Source organism: Nitrospira sp. T9 (genome assembly GCF_052156535.1).
GTDB lineage: Bacteria > Nitrospirota > Nitrospiria > Nitrospirales > UBA8639 > Nitrospira_E.
Genome location: NZ_JBQKUP010000015.1, coordinates 17,137 through 35,191, shown reverse-complemented (window position 1 = coordinate 35,191; position 18,055 = coordinate 17,137). Strand labels below are relative to the sequence as shown.

The following is an 18,055-nucleotide window of genomic DNA, read 5'->3' as shown; positions in this document are numbered from 1 at the left end:
ACACATTACTACAGATTTTTTCCGTGACCCTATTCGAGAAAATCCCTTTAACTCCGGAGTTTCTCAACACCAAAAACGATGGTGAAGATGAGAGGTCTTGTAACCAATTGAATTTATTTCATTCTTAACCGGACAGTAGTGGTTGAGGGTAGCAGATAATGCTTTAAAACCTTGGGAATGACCATACTCGGTCCTATGAAGGTAGGCTCTTACCATCCAACCAATTGCGAAAACACAAGATAGATCCAGGCGGCACCAAAGATATATGTGACTTCTTTTTCACCAATCCGTTCATAGAACAGACGATATCCCAGTATCGGCACAATGGCTAGGATCAGGGCAGAAAAAAAATGTCCGACCACATCGCCTATGATAGCGCCAATCTCGGAATGCCCAGGTATCGCAAGCAAGAAGCTGCCCCCAAGCATAGCTGCCCACCACCATTTCACATTGTCCGTCAGCATATCCATGCTCACATATAAGGGAAAAGGTTTGGCATCACCAGATCATGCCTTCCCAATTTGACGAATTTCAACAAATGGCTCGAATTCATTTGCCCGCTTAAAAGCAATACACCCGGAAACAATAACTTTCCATTAGGAAAAGGCAAATTCCAGCATCAGCGTGATAACTGAGACCACGACCTGTGCTCTTAATCCCAAACAAACTACCCCTTAGAGTCCCGGCAAATGCGCTCACATGCGTTTCGCACTTCAACTCGCATGCATTAGAAGGCAACCATTTAGACACATTTCTATATGTTGTGTAAAACAAAAGGTTGTAGATTTCTTTTTAAACCTTGCCTAATGTTGGATTTCCCAATTGATTGAGGTACTGCCTGGAAAGCCAATAGACATGACGGTGAGCCCATTCATCATCCACACCGCCACCGTACCCGTCTGCTTGTTACGCCAAATAATATCTGCGCGCCCATCCCCATTGACATCACTGATACTAGCAATCTCCCACCCCTGCGGCACCACGCCAAAAAACCCCGGCGAACTGAGAGTCACTCCATTCATCAACCAAATTGCAACCTCACCGGTACTCGTTTTACGCCAAACCAAGTCCCCCATCCCGTCATCATTCACATCCCCCACCCCTGCAATCTGCCAATCCGTGGAAGGCTCTCCAGGGAAACCTACTGAAAGAACCGTGAGCCCTTCCATAAGCCACACTTCCACTGCGCCAGTCAGTTCATTTCGCCAAATAACATCCGCTTTTCCATCGGCATTCATATCTCCGGTCCCGGATATTCGCCACTCCAACGGTACCGCGCCCAAATGGCCGGAGGAAGCAATCGTGGAGCCGTTCATTAACCAAATCGTCACTTCCCCACTACTCGTGTTGCGCCAAACGACGTCCGCCCTTCCGTCGCCGTTGACATCACCCACACTCGCGATTTGCCAATCCATAGAGGCACTACCCGGAAATCCCACCGACATGACAGTGAGACCATTCATCTGCCACACCGCTACCGTTCCTGTATCGCTGTGGCGCCAGATGACATCTGCCTTCCCGTCCTCATTGACATCTCCAGTACCGGCAACCTGCCACTTCGACGACACCACGCCCAGTGAGCCGGAGGAAGCAATCGTAGAACCGTTCATCAACCAAATCGCGACAGCCCACGTGCTCGTGTTGCGCCAGACGAGGTCTGCCTTCTCGTCACCGTTGACATCATTCCGAGTTGGGAAACTCACGCCAGCCTCAAAGATCCATCCCAAATCTTGCAAAAGAGGTTGAGATAGCCCGAGATTATGAATAGCCTTTCCGGAAGCTATTCCGGGCTCCATAAGCTGATCAGGCTTAATCGTGTTCGTGAAATGAGACACTGATGAACCAAATTGAACCGGGTTTGGAGCGTACATTTGAACATGAGTGTTCGTTCGTCCAGCCGTCAGGGTCCCAGATGCCTCTTGAAGATTGACACCAACAAAATGAAGATTTGGACTCGCGACATTCGCATATTGCCTTTGGCTATCGGTCATATCGGGGTAATTGGCCGGACTGGCTCCATGAAGCTCCAACCAACGCATAAAAACGTCATTGGTTCCTAGGAATTTCTCTCCGGTTTGCACATCCACAAGTGACAAAAAACCAAGGCCATGAATAATTTCATGAAGCACCACGGTAACAAAATCAAATTGTCCAGATGGGGGATTGGCATCCAGCCCAAAATACCAATTTGTAAAATTTGCACTGAAGGTGGCACTTATATCACTGGTAGTAAGGTCCAGGTCCTGTTCTGCAAGCTTATTGGCAAGGGATTGGACATACCAGGTATTCGCCACAGGAGCATTGGGGAAATTCCGATGCACGGTATTGGGACCAGCCGATCCCAGTATTCCTGCTCCTAAGGAATCAATTCGAGCATCGACTCGAATGCCCACCGTGCTCACCAGCACCTGCGCTAAAATATTTGCCGCGTACTCAAAGGCTTTCAGCCTTGCCTGCCCAAGAGTGGTGGCCGTATTTCCACCCACTGGGGTAAAAGGCGTAGGATCGTTAAATCCTTCCCCGGGGCTATCTTTATTCACAATAATAATGGTAGCACCAAAGGTCTCGGTCAAAGATCCAAAGCAGCCAAAGAATAAGACAACCAGAAATCCAGACACGCAGAGGCCGAAGGGCATCGGTAACTGAGAAGGAGAGGGGCCTCCCAGTCTGGCGCCTTTAGAATTATTCATAGATGAAAAGAGACTTCTAACAATCTTCAGGGTTTCAATGGCTCGAGGACCCCAGGTTCATGATGATGAATCGCATGGTCCGCTCCGTCAGGCACCTTCAGAATTGACTGAAACCGGCCCTCCACATTCACCATTGTTCCTCCCCCCTCATCCGGAACATCCCGTAAGCCCTCCGTACTCATACGACTCTCGGGTATCGAGCCAGAAGGAAGAGGTCGTAGCGTCCCATCCGGCTCTTCAATCCGCATTGGAGCCTTACCTGCTCGAGCTTTTCCCTTTCGATGTTTAGGAGACATCCCTTCCTCTTCTCCGCCAGATGTTTCAACAATAACCTCTGCTTTCAGGAGTGGAACACTAATCAGCATTATCCAAAGCATGACAGATACCGGCATCATGATTTTCATTGTATTTCCTCCTTTCAACAGTTCTATGAATTCTCTCTGAGAGAGAATTCGGGGGGAAGCCGATCAAAAAAGTTATTCTGCCTGCGATTGTCATTCAATCTACTATTCCCTTTCGTCCATGACAACTAAAGAAGATACAACATGATGTTTCATTGAAAATGTATGCCATTTTCCCGACACATTGTGTGTGTAGTTATGTATAGAATGCCTGAGCGAGGGAAATTAGTATATCTCAAGAATGGCAACCACTCCATAGAAAGAATGTGTGCAAGGCTTGTGGATGCCACCAATTTAGTCCTAAAGCAACGGATTCGGCCAATTGGAATTCCCTTGTTTTCATGAGGGGAAGGCAAGTCCAAAATTTGCACGGCCTTATGATTCCAATTTTGAGGAATAAAAACTACCAATACACCATTTGAAGGCAACACTTCTTCATTCTCTTAACAAGCGAAAGCGGGTCAATTGGTATTGAGACCCCCAAAAACCATAGAAAATTCAGCATGTTTTATCTGCTAGCCATTTAAAATTCGAGGCAAGATTGAGTGAATCCTATGTTGGGATGGATGAATGACTTCAAACAGGAGAGCGGTTGAATTGCCATTGCTCCATTCTGATTGGACCATTTTTTGTTGTTCGTCAGGGATTTGCAAAAAAGAGAAGAGTTCTCTTTCTGAGGATGAAAAGGAGTACCGCCTAGGTCAGTTTGATTCCGAGGACGGCAACGAATAGTAGGATACATATGAATAAGGTTCGCATTTTTCATCGACAATATTTTCTCTGAACTTTAGGCCTGATGCGCATCTCTAAGGAATGGATGGACATTTAGCCACATGACTTTTTCCCATGGTCTTCGAGGATATTTACCGTGGAAATTTTGGTGTGGATAAATTAACAAGGAATAGAAATCGAAAAATAAGCTTTTCATGTGTTTAGGGGCGGAATCGCCAGAACATCATAGACCTTTGCCACTGATTCGGGTCATAAATTCAATGCTGAACTTCGATCATACTTCCTTGCATGAATATGTACCTGGCAGGTTTTTCCTGAATATCCCAATGACGCTCATTTATTAATTAATCGTCACGTGTAAGATCATAGGGAATTGCTGTAGTCCCCGCGAGCTCCCTATTTATGCCCCAAATGGGTTAGCAAAAATTTACGGCGTTTCCGTCTTCCCGCTTTCCTCACTTGCTTTTCTGAGTTGAACAGATTTTCAGGTTCTTGTATTCTTTGGCGCTTAGCGTGAAGGAGGTCTCAGGCAGCATCCTCTCAGCTTCACGGCAAAATTGCTTTTTTCGTGCGCCCTTATTTTTCCTTGTTTACATTTTACGTTTCAAAGAATAATCCGGAAGTTGTCACAAGAAGTTTGCGATATCCTTATTTATTAGGGAGTGACAGTATGAAACAGGTGTCCCTTCGAGTGGTGAGAAGATGCAGTGCGTTAATGATATGGTGGGTATGGATCAACCCCGTGATGGCCTATGCCACTTCCGACATCGTGGAAACTGGGCGGCTTTTGGCCACATTATTGGATGCAGGTCGAGTGACAATCGGCCAAAATCAAGCGTTAATCAATGATGCAAGCAAAGGTGACAAGGGCTTTACCCCGGAGGTATTCGAGAAACAGATGGTTGCCTTATACAAGGAACGAATGGGAATCGATTTGCATAACCTGCAGAATGCACAAATTCCAGATCAAGCCAAGCCATTATTGACTAGACTCGTAGAAGAAAGTCAGAAAACCGTAGCAAGCTATCAAACAGTCATAAACTTTGAAGGCGTCAAATTCAAAGGGCTCATTCCCGCCACCTTTGGCACCGAAACGGCCAGGCGTTTCCAAAATTGGTCAAAAGTCTATTTAAAGCAGACGGCGCCCGATCATTATTTAAGAAACCCCAAAAACAAAGCTGATGCCTTTGAAAGAGAAATGATGCAAACCTTTGCAACTTCTGCCCCTGGCGATCGGAATGAAGTTTTCAGTAAGACCATTGAAGATGAAAAGAGTGTACGGGTCATGCTGCCACTCTACTATGAGAAAGCTTGCTTAATCTGTCATGGGGGGCCCAAAGGTGAAAGAGATCTATCTGGCTACGAGAAAGAAGGGGGAAAGGAAGGTGAGTTAGCGGGGGCTATCAGTGTGAAATTACCCCTTCCCTAGAGACCATTTCCTAAAGACTTACAGAGGCCGTTCTTTGATAAGAGGAAAGATGCCCTCGTGCAATTTTTGTGAGAAAAAAGCAAATAAGAGTAAAATCCCATCCAGGAGATTTTCAAGAAAAACGTTCTGTTAATGATCACGCCTTCCCCTGGCGACCTTTCAAAAACAATCCTCATCAAATGAAGTGTAGAATTGAAGAAACGAACCAAAACTTATCGTGAGTTCAAACGCCAGCGCTTCCTCTTTTCATCCGGCTCAGCCTCATCCACGAGTTCAATCCTAGCTTCCTTGTGAAGCAATCGCAGCATCTCACCACAAGTGTGGTCCAATTCCCCTGTGCCCATATTATGCAACCCTGCCCGACGGGCGATTTCTTCCTGAAAAACTCCCATTCCTCCCAGCTCTGCATCCGGATGCCCATGAAGAACCTCGAGTACATGGCCCTTTAATGCATTTATCAGCTCCGTCCCGCGTTGATGAAGATTCATGGCATTCCCTCTTACATGATCATTCTTGGTAATATGACATGGTGTCTTTTCCCATCCGACCCCGAACACTCAAGCGTCATTCAGAGTTGAACATTTTCCTCTGCCCTTTAATTTTCTCAAGATTACTTAACCAGTTCAACAATCAGACAGAAACAGTTCTTCCTATCCTAAGCTTTCCGTCTCCGTGGGTTGAGTGAACTCAAAAAATGACAAAAATAGGGGGACCTCGGCCTACCCGTCCATTAAAGATAAAACCGGATGGATTAATTCCTGATACCGATGGATTTTCTGGAAGAAATGTGGAATCTTAGAAAGTTGGCTGGGGGACCAGGGATCGAACCTGGGCAGCCAGATCCAGAATCTGGCGTCCTACCGCTAGACGATCCCCCAACCTAGTCTGAGCTTAATTCACTGTTCAGAAGCAGTCAAGCGAAGGAGCAAGACAAATCAGGAAGGCTGGTTTTTGCCAGTGTTGGCTCGCTCAACCCCGGCACGAATGCGTTGAAGTGACCGCTCTTTTCCTAGGAGCGTCATCACCTCATAAATGCCTGGACTGACTGTCCGGCCTGTCAACGCCACGCGTAAGGGTTGAGCCACTTTGCCCATTTTGAGCCCATGACGCTCAATAAGACCATGAAGAATGGGCTCGAGAGTCTCCTTGGTAAAATCCTCAACCACCTCCATCAGATCGGCAAATTCCTTGAGAATGGGAGCGATCGTCTCGGTGAGATGTTTGTTCGCCGCCTCTTCCTCCATCGTCATGGGCTCTGCCAGATAGGGTACAGCCCCTTGCACAATGTCCAATAACGTCTCCGATCGCTCTCGCAAGGGCGGGATCAAGGCCTCTGCTCCTCCAGGAATTTTAGACAAGGCAGCCTGGCCATAGCCTGCGCTCTGCAAAAAAGGCAAGAGAGCGTCGGCCACCTGCTTAGGGTCGCTGTTTCTAATGTACTGCGCATTGACCCAGCGTAATTTTTCAGGATTAAAGACAGCTGCCGAGGCCTGCACCTGTTTAAAATCGAAAAACTCGACCATTTCCTGAATTGAGAAAATTTCCTGATCTCCATGGGACCATCCCAGACGGACAAGGTAATTGATGAGCGCTTCCGGCAGATACCCCATCTCTTTATAGGCCAACACCGATGTGGCTCCATGACGTTTGGACAGACGCGTTTTATCAGACCCCAGAATCATGGGCAGGTGAGCAAACTGAGGCACCGGAAACCCCAGAGCGGAAAAGAGCGGGACCTGTCGCGGGGTGTTGTTGACATGATCATCCCCGCGAATGACGTGAGAAATGTTCATAAGTCCATCATCCACCACCACCGAAAAATTATAGGTGGGATAGCCATTGGACCTGAGGATGATGAGATCGTCCATGACCGTGTTATCGAACACAATCTGGCCTTTAATGAGATCATTGACGACTGTCTGCCCCTCTTGCGGGGTTAGAAAGCGAAGCGCCGCCGGTTCGGCAGGGTCGGCAATACCTCGATTTCGACACCGCCCGTCATATTTGATGGATTCGCCCTTCGCCTGGGCTTCTTTTCGTCTCGTCTCTAATTCCTCAGGCGTACAGACGCACCAGTAGGCCAGCTTTCGATTCAAGAGATCCATCGCCCGGTCACGATACAGCTCTAAGCGGTCGGTTTGGCGGAAAGGCCCTTCATCCCAATTCAACCCTGTCCATTTCAAGCCATCCAGAATGACCTGAATAGCATCATCCGTGGACCGATCCCGATCGGTGTCCTCAATACGGAGGATAAAGGTTCCACCCCCATGACGCGCAAATAACCAATTAAACAACGCTGTCCGCACCCCGCCAATATGGAGGAATCCAGTCGGACTTGGCGCAAAGCGAACTCGAACCTCACTCATGTGTTTTCACCGATCTTTCTCTTGCTCTTGACCACCCACGCCCATATTGAAAGAGGCCGCTCCGGATAGGTGAAATTGATTTCTCATGGCGCCATCATCGCCTCTCCACGCCCCATTCCCCTTAGAATCAAGGACAGCCTATTCCGTGGCATCTTCATACGGCATGAAGGATGACCTACCAAGTCATATTTTTCATTCTCCGGCCTGTTGCTTTACCATGCCGCCTTACCGATGTAAAGAACTGAATTGGTACGGCCTCCTCACTTGCCTTTCCCGTTACCGGCCCTTAAAATTTCATCATGGTCATCAAAGAAATTCTGAGGAGGCAGGACGCATGATTCGAATTATACGCGAGGGTTCCGCTAAATATCCCTGGATTCTCAAGTTACTCATCCTGGGCATCGCTGTCACTTTTGTCATCGGCATGGGTTGGTATGGGTACGAGTCCACTCAAGGAAACGCCGTGGCAACCGTCGGCCCCTATAAAGTCACCAAGGATGAATATCTCCGGACGAAGCAAGGCTATTTCCGATTCTATCGCGACCAACTCAAACAAGAAGACGTAAAAGAAGAGACCATTAAGCAACTCGCTCTCGAGGGTTTGATCACTACAAAATCCTGGCAATTACTGGCGGATGAAATGAATTTAGCGGTCTCGGCTCAAGAACTCCACGATGCGATTGTGAACCAAAAAGACTTTCAAAAAGATGGCGTCTTCGATACGGAATATTACCAGCGACTTCTGGCGGCGAACCGGATGAAACCTCATCAATATGAGGAGCAACGCCGGAACGAATTGCTGGCGGAAAAGGCGAGACTCCTTGTCTCTGAAGCCACAACACTCACCCCGACGGAAATGAAAGAAGTCAAAGAACTCGCTGACCGCCAAACGCTTGATGGGGCAGAACCTGACCTCAACGTTTTAGAACAGATTCGCCTTCAATTCCTCATGCAAAAGAAACAGCGAGCCATGCAGGCCTTCCAGACGGCTCTTCGAGCTCGTGGAGACGTGACGATTCACGAGGAACTGCTGTAAGAAAGAGTCTCCGGCCTTCTCCTGACAATCTCATCTGTATGGAGTCCCCCACTGAGCCACCCTTGGAAGCTATCCGTAGGCACAGACTCCTCCTTCATGTTTTCATAACCTGAGACCTTGGCCCTACGTAAAATAGTCTTTGCAGAGAAAAGACTTCCGGATTTTTCTCTATTTCCGCCAACGCCATTATTCAAGAATAAGCATGGCATCCCCATAACTATAGAACCGGTAGCGTTCACACACTGCATGGACATAGGCATTCCTGACCTCCTCTAATCCCGCAAATGCCGCAACTAACATCAAGAGAGTCGTTTCGGGAAAATGAAAATTAGTCAGGAGCCCATCAAGGACCCGGAACTTGAATCCCGGCAGGATAAAGAGGCGGGTCTCTCCTGAACAGGGCCTGAGCTCGCCGGTGTCATCTAGAGCGGACTCAAGACTTCGTGCCACGGTCGTCCCGACAGCGACAATTCTCCCGCCTCGCTTCCGAACCTCACGAATCCTCTCAGCGGTCTCCTCTGACACCTCGAACCATTCCGGATGCATGATGTGGCGTGCGATGTTCGTTGTCTTGACCGGTTGGAAAGTTCCAGGTCCAACGTGCAGGGTAACCGTGGCCGTCCCGATTCCCTTCTCTGCCAGTTGCGTGATCAATTGTGGCGTAAAATGCAATCCGGCTGTTGGCGCGGCAATAGCCCCTTCTACTTTGGCAAAGACGGTTTGATAATCTTCTTGATCGCGTGAAACGGGTTGCCGTTTCAAGTACGGAGGAAGGGGGATTTCTCCATGGGACAGTAACCATGTCCGTAATGCACCCGGGCCAAGCCAATGAATCACCGTTCGACCAGGCTCTTTTTCCACGACCTGCGCGCGGGCAGACCCTTCACATTCCACAATCTGTCCGACTCCAACTTTTCCCTGAATGAGGACTTCCGCATGATCTGTACCGATTTCTTTAACAAACAGCAATTCCACCCGGCCCCCACTTGGGACCTTCTTCGCCCAGAGGCGAGCCGGAATGACTTTGGTATTGTTCACCACGAGCAAATCCCCCGGTCGTAATAAACTTGGGAGGTCTTTGACTTGCCGATCGTTAATATCTCCAGTAGATCGGGTCAGCACCAATAATCTGGCATGATCGCGTGGATGAACCGGATATTTGGCGACCAGGGTCTGGTCAAAGGGAAAGTTGAATTGGGAAAGATCCATGCCCAGGCAAGAAAAGAAAGTAAAAGAATTAGTCGACAGCCGTGAGGAGTACACGGTCCATAGGAAGAAGTATCGTGTGGGGGTAATAATGTCGGATAATCGATTGGTAGTCATACCCTAACTCGGCCATCTCGCGCATACCCCACTGGCACATTCCTACCGCATGTCCCGCCCCATGACCCACCACGACCACATCCTGACCCAATGATTCGATGGAAAATTGGGTGCTGAAAATTTTTGAGTATCCGACCACTCGTCGCAAGTCCTGCCCACGCAGAATAATTTCTCCACGAGAATGGAGCAGACGCACACGATCAACCCGACCCGATGGCGTAAAGGTATAGGGCGTAAAGGTCGCGATGTTACCAACGTCATATCCCTCTTTGAGCAGTTGCTGCTCAAGAAAGTCGAAGGTAAATGATGTACGCCAATCATATCGTGGAGCTTGCTCGTCAAACGGGCAGTCGACACCTTTGAGATAGGGAAGATCCAGTGCCCACACATACAACGCATCCTCAGTGGGACCAGCCGCCGTCGACGAATAGGCTGCAAAGATGGGGCGATTTTCATACGTCACCACTTGACCTCTGGTGGCTTCAACGGCCTGAAGCACGGATTCAGCTTGTACGGAATGGCCATGATAGACTTGATCTTGCACGCCGGCGACTACATCGAAGGATTGCAATTGGTTTTCAACTTTTTTGTACAACACATAGGTTCTGGCAGCAACGGCTTGAGCTTTCAGAGCCTCCAATGGCCACTTGGCCCCGACTTCACCCGAAACCACCCCTGCGACATACGATTCAAGATCAACCCAATTAATCAAGGTTAATCCGGAGGGGTCCAATCGAATTTCAAGCGGGCCGCGAACCACCCATTCTGGCCGTGAATTCCTGAGCGCAGCCTTTTCGTTTTTCGTTTCCACTCCTACCTGATAGATGCCTCCCGATCCCTCAACCCGCAGACTCGGCTCAGTCACGACACGGTCATTGAGAAGAAGGCCAGCGCCTTGCCTTCGAATAGTTACTTGACCTGAAGCATGAAATCTTTTCCCGGAAGGCAGGAGGAGGGAAAAGGGATCCGCAGATTGAATGGAAAGAACTTGAGCAGCCTGTGCAAGACCCACGCGAACAGCCGGTTCATCCGCCCAAATGACCGGCGAATGCAACATCACCCAACTGACAAGGAGTAGACCCAGGCCCAAGCGATGTGTCACACATGCCATAACTCTTCCCTACCCTCTTGCCTACCGCCGGAAGAAAAGATAGAAGATCACACTTCCGACCACACTGAGAATGAGACTGGTCGCAAGAGGAAAGTAAAACGTCACATGATCCCGCTTGATTATAAAATCACCGGGTAACCGGCCAAGCCAGCCCAAGCCGCCCTCACCGTCTGACCATTTCCCCAAGGCCCAAAATATTCCCCCCAACACCAGGAGGATAGTCCCCAGCAGTATCAGGGCTTTTCCCACTCCACTCATCATGTCGACTCTCACGCATTACCGGATAAGTTCCTCGGCGATTTGTACGGCGTTGAGCGCGGCACCTTTTCGCAAATTATCCGCCACAATCCACAGATTCAATCCATGAGTCACCGATTCATCTTCTCTTACCCGCCCCACAAATACCGCATCAGTTCCCACTACATCGATCGGTAGAGGATACAAATTGCGACTGGGATCATCGTAGACCTGAATGCCGGGAGCGGCAGACAGTATCGCTCGTGCGTCATTGGCACTCAGCTTTTGCTCAGTTTCAATATTCACGGATTCCGCATGGCAGATAAAGACCGGGACCCTGACCGTCGTTGCCGTAATCGGCAACAACGATTCACCCAGAATTTTCCGGGTTTCGTTGACCATTTTCATTTCTTCTTTGGTGTACCCATTCGGTAAAAAATCATCAATATGTGGCAAACAATTAAAGGCAATTTGATGCGGATAGACCGACACTTTGGCTTCTCCAAAACTGAGTAGTTGTCGGGACTGATCAATCAATTCTTCCATCCCATCCTTGCCGGTTCCGGACACGGATTGAAATGTAGTGACAATAATCCGTTTGATTTGGACTGCATCATGCAGCGGCTTCAAAGCCACGACCATTTGAATGGTGGAACAATTGGGATTGGCAATCAGCCCCTGATGTCCCGAAAGAGCATGGACATTCACCTCAGGCACCACGAGTGGTACGTTGGGGTCCATTCTCCATGCGGAACTATTGTCCACCACCACGGCTCCAGCTTTGACAGCCATCGGACCGAATTCTTTGCTAACACCGGCTCCTGCCGAAAACAAGGCCACATCCACACCCTCGAACGAGTTGTGCTCCAGCACCTTAACGGGAAGAGTCTGACCGCGAAACATGACCTCATTGCCTTCGGACCGGGCCGAGGCCAGCGGGACTAATTCCTCGACAGGAAAATCCCGTTCTTCCAGGACCTGGATCATTTCCGTACCAACGGCACCGGTTGCTCCCACCACTGCGACCGTATAGGCCGATTTTTTCTTTATCATGTCAGGCTCACTCCCTCAAGAAAATCACGGATGGCATTCAGTATTCCACACATCCTATCAGTTCAAAATCCTTGACTCAAAAATTACGAAAGGGAAATTCATCGCAGGAGAGCATTCCAGCCAAGGGCCGAGGCCGAAAATTCTGATACCCCGTGATGGCCTCCGGGACTCTTCTTAGACAGGAATATAGCGGATGCGGTGATTAAAGGTATCGGCAATCGCAATATTGCCCAAGGCGTCAACAGCCACACCAAACGGAAAACTGAGGCTACTATCCGAAGACGGGCCTCCATCACCAGCCCATGTCGATTGGCCATTGCCGGCGACCAGAGTCATTTCTTTATTGACGGCATCCCACTTCCGGATTAAGTGATGATCGGAATCCGTGATAAGCACATGGCCTTGTGGTGTTATCGCGATGCCATAGGGCCTGGCCAACGCCTGAGATTGTTCATTTGCCCCACGCTCGTAGCGAAACTCGGCGCCATCCCCCGCCACCGTGGACAGAATCCCTGTGCGGTGGTCAAGCATGCGAATACGGCCATTAAAGGTATCGGCAATATAGAGATTGCCATGGCGATCAAGTGCCAACCCGCTCGGTCCCGCAAGCGCAGACTCAATCGCAGGCATGCCATCCCCAGTATATCCGGACTCTCCGGTTCCTGCGATGGTTGTCATGACACCCGATTCCAAATCCACCCTACGGATGCGATTATTACTCTGATCGGCAATATAGAGTCGCGTACCATCCACGACTAATGCCACCGGTTCATTCAGAGAAGCGGATGTTCCGGGACCGCCGTCACCCGTCCACTTTGCCTGGCCGGTCCCGGCCACGGTCTGGATTATCCCCGTTTTGGAATCTACACGCCGAATGCGATGGTTCCACGTATCGGCAATAAAGAGATTGCCTGCCGTATCAACGGCGACGGCAGAGGGGAAATTTAATTGTGCTTTTGTGGCCAAAATCCCATCTCCCGCAAACCGATCTTTGCCCATTCCCTGTCCAACTATGTAGCGCACCGTTCCACTCAAATCAGGCGTTTGAGAGTAGGCTTGGCCCGGAATCTCATCCACATCCGCAAGAGGATCAATCTCCTCCTCGACGTGAGAAGTTGGAGATGCTGTCGGAGACTGTGGATTTTCTCCTCCGGCGCGTCGCATGACCATGAAACCGGCTATCGTTTCGATGACACCGGTCGAATGCCGCAAACGGCGAATGACATGATTTTCAGAATCGGCAATCAGGAGGTTGCCTTCAGCGTCAAAGCACACATTTTTGGGTTCATTCAGAACCGCTTGAGTCCCTAGCTGTCCATCGCCCTCATACCCGGGCTCCCCCGTTCCCGCTATCGTAAGAATCTGCCCACTCTGTCCTTGCCCAATCATCTGATTAGTGTCCTAACTGCGTTACGATGTGATCGCCCATTTCAGCGGTTCCAACTATGGTACACCCGTGACTCTCAATATCTTTCGTGCGGTATCCCTGCTCAAGAGTCTTCTGGATAGCCGATTCAATCATCTCGGCTTCGTTCGTCAATTCGAACGAATAGCACAACATCATGGCTGCGGAGGCAATGGTCCCAATAGGATTGGCGATGTTTTTCCCGGCAATATCCGGAGCGCTTCCATGGATAGGTTCAAACATCCCCACTGTCGCTCCGACGCTGGCAGAAGGGAGCATGCCTATCGACCCGGTCAGCATCGCCGCTTCATCACTCAAAATATCCCCAAACAAATTGGTCGTCACCACCACGTCGAATTGCTTGGGATAGCGAACGAGTTGCATAGCACAGTTATCTACATACATGTGACGCAATTCCACATCTTGAAAGCCCTGATGCACCTTGATCACTTCTCGCCGCCAGAGCTCGGACGACTCCAGCACGTTGGCCTTATCGATTGAGTGAACAAGGCCACGCCGCTTCCGGGCTGCCTGAAAAGCCACTTCCGCGATCCGTTGGATTTCCTCCGTCGTGTAGACTTCGGTATTGAATCCCCGATGTCCTGTCGCCGTTTGTTCAATGCCTTTCGGTTTGCCAAAATAAATCCCACCGGTCAATTCCCGAACAACCAGAATATTAATACCCGCCACGACTTCAGGCTTGAGACTGGACGCCCCCACCAACGCTGAATACATTTTTGCCGGTCGGAGGTTAGCGAAAAGCCCAAGCTGCTCTCGCAACCCGAGTAAGGCTCGCTCCGGCCGACGCTCATACTCAAGGCCTTCCCACTTCGGGCCGCCCACAGCTCCCAAGAGGACGGCATCACTCGATTGAGCCAATTTCAGGGTCTCGGCCGGTAATGGAAAGCCTGTGGCGTCAATAGCCTCCCCGCCAACCTGCCCATAGGTAAAAGTAAATTGATGCCCACACTTCTGACCAATGGTCTCGAGAACCCGAATCGCTTGTGGCATGATTTCAGGCCCGATTCCATCACCCGGCAATACGGCAATCCGTTTCTTCATGATTCCCCCAATAATATGATGAACATCTTTGGTTTGATTTTGGCGATAAACGCGCACTCTAAACGGTCTGAGAGAAGGCACACACCCATGGACGAAGAAAATGGCAGGAGATCAGTGGCTCATTGACTTATGATGAAGGGAACGCGTTCTTCAACATAACCCGATTTTTTGTTCGGCTCTGGCATGTCGTTCCGCCAAATCCGCCAATTTATTGAGCGCATTAAGATAGGCCTGTGCAGAAGCAAGAATAATATCCGTATCTGACCCATGACCGGTAACGGTTTCACTATTTTCCTCGACGCGGACCGACACTTCTCCCTGGGCATCGGTACCACCGGTAATCGCTTTCACGATATAGGCACGAAGAAGACTTTTCGTTTCAGTCAAGGCCGCAATGGTCCGATACACCGCATCCACCGGCCCATCACCCGTACCCGTTAGTTTCGCGACTCGCCCATCCATCATCAATTCCACCATCGCGGACGGGCGCTGCTCCAAGCCACTTTCCACGTGCAACCCCTTTAAGGCATAGCGCTCAGGAACTTTGGTAATTGCCTTATTGACGATTGTCTCCAGATCTTCTTCAAATAATTCCTTCTTTTGATCCGCCAGATGTTTAAAGCGTTCAAAGGCCTCTTGCAATTCCTGCTCAGAAAGGGTGTACCCCAGATTCGCCAGTTCTTCACGAAAGGCATGCCGACCGGACAGTTTGCCCATCACCAACCGACTTTGAGTTAATCCGACGGATTCCGGTTGCATGATCTCATAGGTACTCTTGTTTTTGAGCAAGCCGTCCTGATGAATACCGGACGTATGCGCAAAGGCATTGGCACCCACAATCGCTTTATTGGGCTGAACCACCATTCCGGTGATATTGCTGACCAACCGACTGGCTTTGGAAATTTCCTCCGTGCGTATGTTGGTATCGGACTGGTAAAAATCGGTACGCGTACGCAGTCCCATCGCGATTTCTTCTAACGACGCATTGCCGGCTCGTTCACCAATCCCGTTGATCGTACATTCCACCTGGCCCGCTCCCGCATATATGGCAGCCATGGAATTTGCGACAGCTAACCCCAAGTCGTTATGGCAATGGACGGAAATAATGGCCGTCTCCATCCCCCGGACTCGCTCTCTTAATGTCCGAATAATCTTTCCAAACTCCTCGGGAGTGGTATACCCCACCGTATCCGGAATGTTCACCGTTCCCGCTCCAGCCTCCACTACGGCTTCCACCACTTCACAGAGATAGGTCAAATCGGAGCGGGTGGCATCCATGGGAGAAAATTCCACATCCTCAACATAACCCCGGGCATGGCGAACCATCTCCACTGCCCTCTTGAGGGCTTCATCCCTGGTCATACGAAATTGATGCTTCAGGTGGATATCCGAAGAAGACAAAAACGTATGGATTCGGCTTTTGGGTGCGCCTTTGAGTGCCTCCCAAGCCCGGTCAATATCTTCCGGTTTCGCACGGGCCAGACTGCAAATGACCGGACCTTCCACTTCCTGGGCAATACGATGAATCGCTTCAAAATCACCAGGAGAACTAAACGCAAAACCGGCTTCGATAATATCCACATTCAATCGGGCCAATTGCTTCGCCACGAGGATTTTTTCTTCGATGTTCATGCTTGCGCCAGGAGACTGCTCTCCATCCCGCAAGGTGGTATCAAAAATTCGAATCATCCGTGTCATGGCTCATTACCCCCACATTTGGTCTTCATCCCCAACGTCCCCTCTCCTCTCCATGGCGGACCATTCATTTGTGGAGTCCATCCGGTCTAATCTCTTCCGCCGGCTTTTTCCCCAACATACCTGCCACCAGCTTCCATCCTTGCTCCAATACGCCGGAAAGCGCATAGGCTGCAAACACGACAAAAAGCATCGCCTGTGGATACGCTAAGACCGCCATGAGAATGAGGACTGCATACACCAAATAATTAAAGTGGTGGTGTTCCTGCGTTTTTAATTCTTTCAGACTACGATAACGAAATGTACTCACCATGAGAAACGCCAGCACCAAGGTCAAGATAATCCCAAGAATTGGCTTTACCTTCTCTCCTAACGGCGCAACATGTTGATCGAAAATCACCAACGTGGCCATCACCCCTGCTGCACCGGGAATGGGAAGACCGGTAAACGGCTTGCCGTCTCCACCTGTCGTCGCCAGAACGTTATGCCTGGCCAATCTCAGGGCACCACATGCGACAAAGGCAAACATCACCGCCGCGCCCAACATCTTCGGAGCACTCAGCGCCCATGAATACATCAGCAAGCCAGGAGCCACGCCGAAAGCCACGACATCTGCCAACGAATCATATTGCAACCCGAAGTCACTCGTACTTTTCATCAGCCGGGCTGACGTCCCATCCAATACGTCAAAGACGATCGCCACAAGGATGGCAATGGCCGCAGCACCATAATCACCTCCAAAGACAAACAGGATTGAGGCCAACCCACTAAAGAGATTTCCCGTGGTCAGCAGATTGGGAATTAAATAGACGACCCGTCGTTTTTTGGGCTGTTTCATGAAGCCTCCACGCATAGCAACTCCGCCACGATGGACGATCCTCCCTTTACTTTCTCGCCAACCTTGACTTGAATGGCACTATCGTGAGGAAGATACAAATCCATCCGGGAACCAAACCGAATAAGTCCAAATCGTTCGCCTGCCTCAACCTGTTCACCGGGGGTGACCCAACAGACAATCCGTCTGGCAATTAACCCGGCAATTTGGACACACAGTATTTTTTTTCCATCGGAACGCTTGAGCATCAGCGCATTTTGCTCATTTTCCGCTGAAGCCTCCGGACGACTGGCTACCAAAAACTTTCCGGGAGCATAGACGACATCCTGTAGCACTCCTGCAGCCGGCATCCGGTTAATATGGACATTGAAAACATTTAAAAAAATGCTGATTCTGATACTGGGTTCCTTGAGGAAACGGTGCTCGAATTCTTCTTCCACCGCTACGACTGTCCCATCCCCAGGAGACACAATGAGGTTTTTCCCCTGAGGAATCGTTCTAACCGGATTTCTAAAAAACCAGGCAGTAAATAGGGTTAACGATCCCATCAGGCAAGTGAGCCAGACCGATCCGGCCACCCAACACCCAAGCGTCAGAAGCCCTCCCCCTGCGATAAAGGGAAGGCCTTCTTTGGCAACAGGAATCCCTTTTGCCTGATCAGCCATTGGGAATGGGTCTCA

General features: G+C 49.8%; 16 protein-coding genes and 1 tRNA gene. 2 read left to right on the top strand and 15 right to left on the bottom strand.

Annotation, left to right across the window (positions count from 1 at the left end; translation table 11 throughout):
• Nucleotides 1–209: 209 nt before the first annotated feature.
• The 3 genes from ACTRXD_RS00685 to ACTRXD_RS00675 form a co-directional block, all read right to left on the bottom strand.
• The gene (locus ACTRXD_RS00685; RefSeq protein WP_442429963.1) at nt 210–464 is read right to left on the bottom strand and encodes a hypothetical protein; all 255 of its coding nucleotides are present in this window, start codon (nt 462–464) and stop codon (nt 210–212) included.
• 339 nt (nt 465–803) lie between these two features.
• On the bottom strand, nt 804–2,690 hold the full coding sequence (locus tag ACTRXD_RS00680) for an FG-GAP-like repeat-containing protein (protein WP_442429962.1): 1,887 nt from the start codon (nt 2,688–2,690) through the stop codon (nt 804–806).
• A gap of 26 nt (nt 2,691–2,716) precedes the next feature.
• Nucleotides 2,717–3,094 carry a hypothetical protein gene (locus tag ACTRXD_RS00675; RefSeq protein WP_442429961.1) on the bottom strand — a complete coding sequence of 126 codons (378 nt, stop codon included), beginning with the start codon at nt 3,092–3,094 and terminating at the stop codon, nt 2,717–2,719.
• 1,474 nt (nt 3,095–4,568) lie between these two features.
• Here ACTRXD_RS00675 and ACTRXD_RS00670 point away from each other — a divergent pair.
• Complete coding sequence (locus ACTRXD_RS00670; RefSeq protein WP_442429960.1) at nt 4,569–5,252, top strand: Tll0287-like domain-containing protein; 684 nt, start codon at nt 4,569–4,571, stop codon at nt 5,250–5,252.
• A 212-nt stretch (nt 5,253–5,464) separates the two neighbouring features.
• Here the strand turns inward: ACTRXD_RS00670 and ACTRXD_RS00665 are convergent, their stop codons facing one another.
• The 3 genes from ACTRXD_RS00665 to gltX all read right to left on the bottom strand — a co-directional run bounded on the left by ACTRXD_RS00665 (nt 5,465) and on the right by gltX (nt 7,618).
• Nucleotides 5,465–5,740: a hypothetical protein gene (locus ACTRXD_RS00665; RefSeq protein WP_442429959.1), complete on the bottom strand. Its 276-nt coding sequence runs from the start codon at nt 5,738–5,740 to the stop codon at nt 5,465–5,467.
• A gap of 316 nt (nt 5,741–6,056) precedes the next feature.
• Nucleotides 6,057–6,130: transfer RNA gene (locus ACTRXD_RS00660), tRNA-Gln, on the bottom strand.
• Nucleotides 6,131–6,187: 57 nt separating this feature from the next.
• Entirely contained in the window at nt 6,188–7,618 is a 1,431-nt protein-coding gene (gene gltX, locus ACTRXD_RS00655) for a glutamate--tRNA ligase (protein WP_442429958.1), read from the bottom strand.
• Nucleotides 7,619–7,952: 334 nt separating this feature from the next.
• Between gltX and ACTRXD_RS00650 the strand changes: the two genes are divergently transcribed.
• Nucleotides 7,953–8,654: a SurA N-terminal domain-containing protein gene (locus tag ACTRXD_RS00650; protein WP_442429957.1), complete on the top strand. Its 702-nt coding sequence runs from the start codon at nt 7,953–7,955 to the stop codon at nt 8,652–8,654.
• A 186-nt stretch (nt 8,655–8,840) separates the two neighbouring features.
• Here the strand turns inward: ACTRXD_RS00650 and queA are convergent, their stop codons facing one another.
• From queA to ACTRXD_RS00605, 9 genes are all read right to left on the bottom strand, one after another.
• Entirely contained in the window at nt 8,841–9,863 is a 1,023-nt protein-coding gene (gene queA / locus ACTRXD_RS00645) for a tRNA preQ1(34) S-adenosylmethionine ribosyltransferase-isomerase QueA (protein WP_442429956.1), read from the bottom strand.
• Between the two features lie 28 nt (nt 9,864–9,891).
• Nucleotides 9,892–11,088 carry a SpoIID/LytB domain-containing protein gene (locus tag ACTRXD_RS00640; protein WP_442429955.1) on the bottom strand — a complete coding sequence of 399 codons (1,197 nt, stop codon included), beginning with the start codon at nt 11,086–11,088 and terminating at the stop codon, nt 9,892–9,894.
• Nucleotides 11,089–11,109: 21 nt separating this feature from the next.
• Entirely contained in the window at nt 11,110–11,349 is a 240-nt protein-coding gene (locus tag ACTRXD_RS00635) for a DUF2905 domain-containing protein (RefSeq protein WP_442429954.1), read from the bottom strand.
• A gap of 15 nt (nt 11,350–11,364) precedes the next feature.
• A complete protein-coding gene (locus tag ACTRXD_RS00630; RefSeq protein WP_442429953.1) occupies nt 11,365–12,378 on the bottom strand; it encodes an aspartate-semialdehyde dehydrogenase in 1,014 nt (337 codons plus the stop codon).
• A gap of 174 nt (nt 12,379–12,552) precedes the next feature.
• On the bottom strand, nt 12,553–13,767 hold the full coding sequence (locus ACTRXD_RS00625; protein WP_442429952.1) for an NHL domain-containing protein: 1,215 nt from the start codon (nt 13,765–13,767) through the stop codon (nt 12,553–12,555).
• Nucleotides 13,768–13,771: 4 nt separating this feature from the next.
• Nucleotides 13,772–14,845: a 3-isopropylmalate dehydrogenase gene (gene leuB / locus ACTRXD_RS00620; RefSeq protein ID WP_442429951.1), complete on the bottom strand. Its 1,074-nt coding sequence runs from the start codon at nt 14,843–14,845 to the stop codon at nt 13,772–13,774.
• A 150-nt stretch (nt 14,846–14,995) separates the two neighbouring features.
• Nucleotides 14,996–16,543 carry a 2-isopropylmalate synthase gene (locus tag ACTRXD_RS00615; RefSeq protein WP_442429950.1) on the bottom strand — a complete coding sequence of 516 codons (1,548 nt, stop codon included), beginning with the start codon at nt 16,541–16,543 and terminating at the stop codon, nt 14,996–14,998.
• A gap of 64 nt (nt 16,544–16,607) precedes the next feature.
• Entirely contained in the window at nt 16,608–17,378 is a 771-nt protein-coding gene (gene pssA, locus ACTRXD_RS00610; protein ID WP_442429949.1) for a CDP-diacylglycerol--serine O-phosphatidyltransferase, read from the bottom strand.
• Nucleotides 17,375–18,040 carry a phosphatidylserine decarboxylase family protein gene (locus ACTRXD_RS00605; protein WP_442429948.1) on the bottom strand — a complete coding sequence of 222 codons (666 nt, stop codon included), beginning with the start codon at nt 18,038–18,040 and terminating at the stop codon, nt 17,375–17,377. Before ACTRXD_RS00605 ends, pssA begins: the two co-directional genes overlap by 4 nt.
• Between the last annotated feature and the right edge of the window lie 15 nt (nt 18,041–18,055).

Coding starts and splice junctions, on each gene's coding strand:
- ACTRXD_RS00685 (WP_442429963.1), bottom strand. CDS start 464: ATGCTGACGGACAATGTGAAATGGTGGTGGGCAGCTATGCTTGGGGGC.
- ACTRXD_RS00680 (WP_442429962.1), bottom strand. CDS start 2,690: ATGAATAATTCTAAAGGCGCCAGACTGGGAGGCCCCTCTCCTTCTCAG.
- ACTRXD_RS00675 (WP_442429961.1), bottom strand. CDS start 3,094: ATGAAAATCATGATGCCGGTATCTGTCATGCTTTGGATAATGCTGATT.
- ACTRXD_RS00670 (WP_442429960.1), top strand. CDS start 4,569: ATGGCCTATGCCACTTCCGACATCGTGGAAACTGGGCGGCTTTTGGCC.
- ACTRXD_RS00665 (WP_442429959.1), bottom strand. CDS start 5,740: ATGAATCTTCATCAACGCGGGACGGAGCTGATAAATGCATTAAAGGGC.
- gltX (WP_442429958.1), bottom strand. CDS start 7,618: ATGAGTGAGGTTCGAGTTCGCTTTGCGCCAAGTCCGACTGGATTCCTC.
- ACTRXD_RS00650 (WP_442429957.1), top strand. CDS start 7,953: ATGATTCGAATTATACGCGAGGGTTCCGCTAAATATCCCTGGATTCTC.
- queA (WP_442429956.1), bottom strand. CDS start 9,863: ATGGATCTTTCCCAATTCAACTTTCCCTTTGACCAGACCCTGGTCGCC.
- ACTRXD_RS00640 (WP_442429955.1), bottom strand. CDS start 11,088: ATGGCATGTGTGACACATCGCTTGGGCCTGGGTCTACTCCTTGTCAGT.
- ACTRXD_RS00635 (WP_442429954.1), bottom strand. CDS start 11,349: ATGATGAGTGGAGTGGGAAAAGCCCTGATACTGCTGGGGACTATCCTC.
- ACTRXD_RS00630 (WP_442429953.1), bottom strand. CDS start 12,378: ATGATAAAGAAAAAATCGGCCTATACGGTCGCAGTGGTGGGAGCAACC.
- ACTRXD_RS00625 (WP_442429952.1), bottom strand. CDS start 13,767: ATGATTGGGCAAGGACAGAGTGGGCAGATTCTTACGATAGCGGGAACG.
- leuB (WP_442429951.1), bottom strand. CDS start 14,845: ATGAAGAAACGGATTGCCGTATTGCCGGGTGATGGAATCGGGCCTGAA.
- ACTRXD_RS00615 (WP_442429950.1), bottom strand. CDS start 16,543: ATGACACGGATGATTCGAATTTTTGATACCACCTTGCGGGATGGAGAG.
- pssA (WP_442429949.1), bottom strand. CDS start 17,378: ATGAAACAGCCCAAAAAACGACGGGTCGTCTATTTAATTCCCAATCTG.
- ACTRXD_RS00605 (WP_442429948.1), bottom strand. CDS start 18,040: ATGGCTGATCAGGCAAAAGGGATTCCTGTTGCCAAAGAAGGCCTTCCC.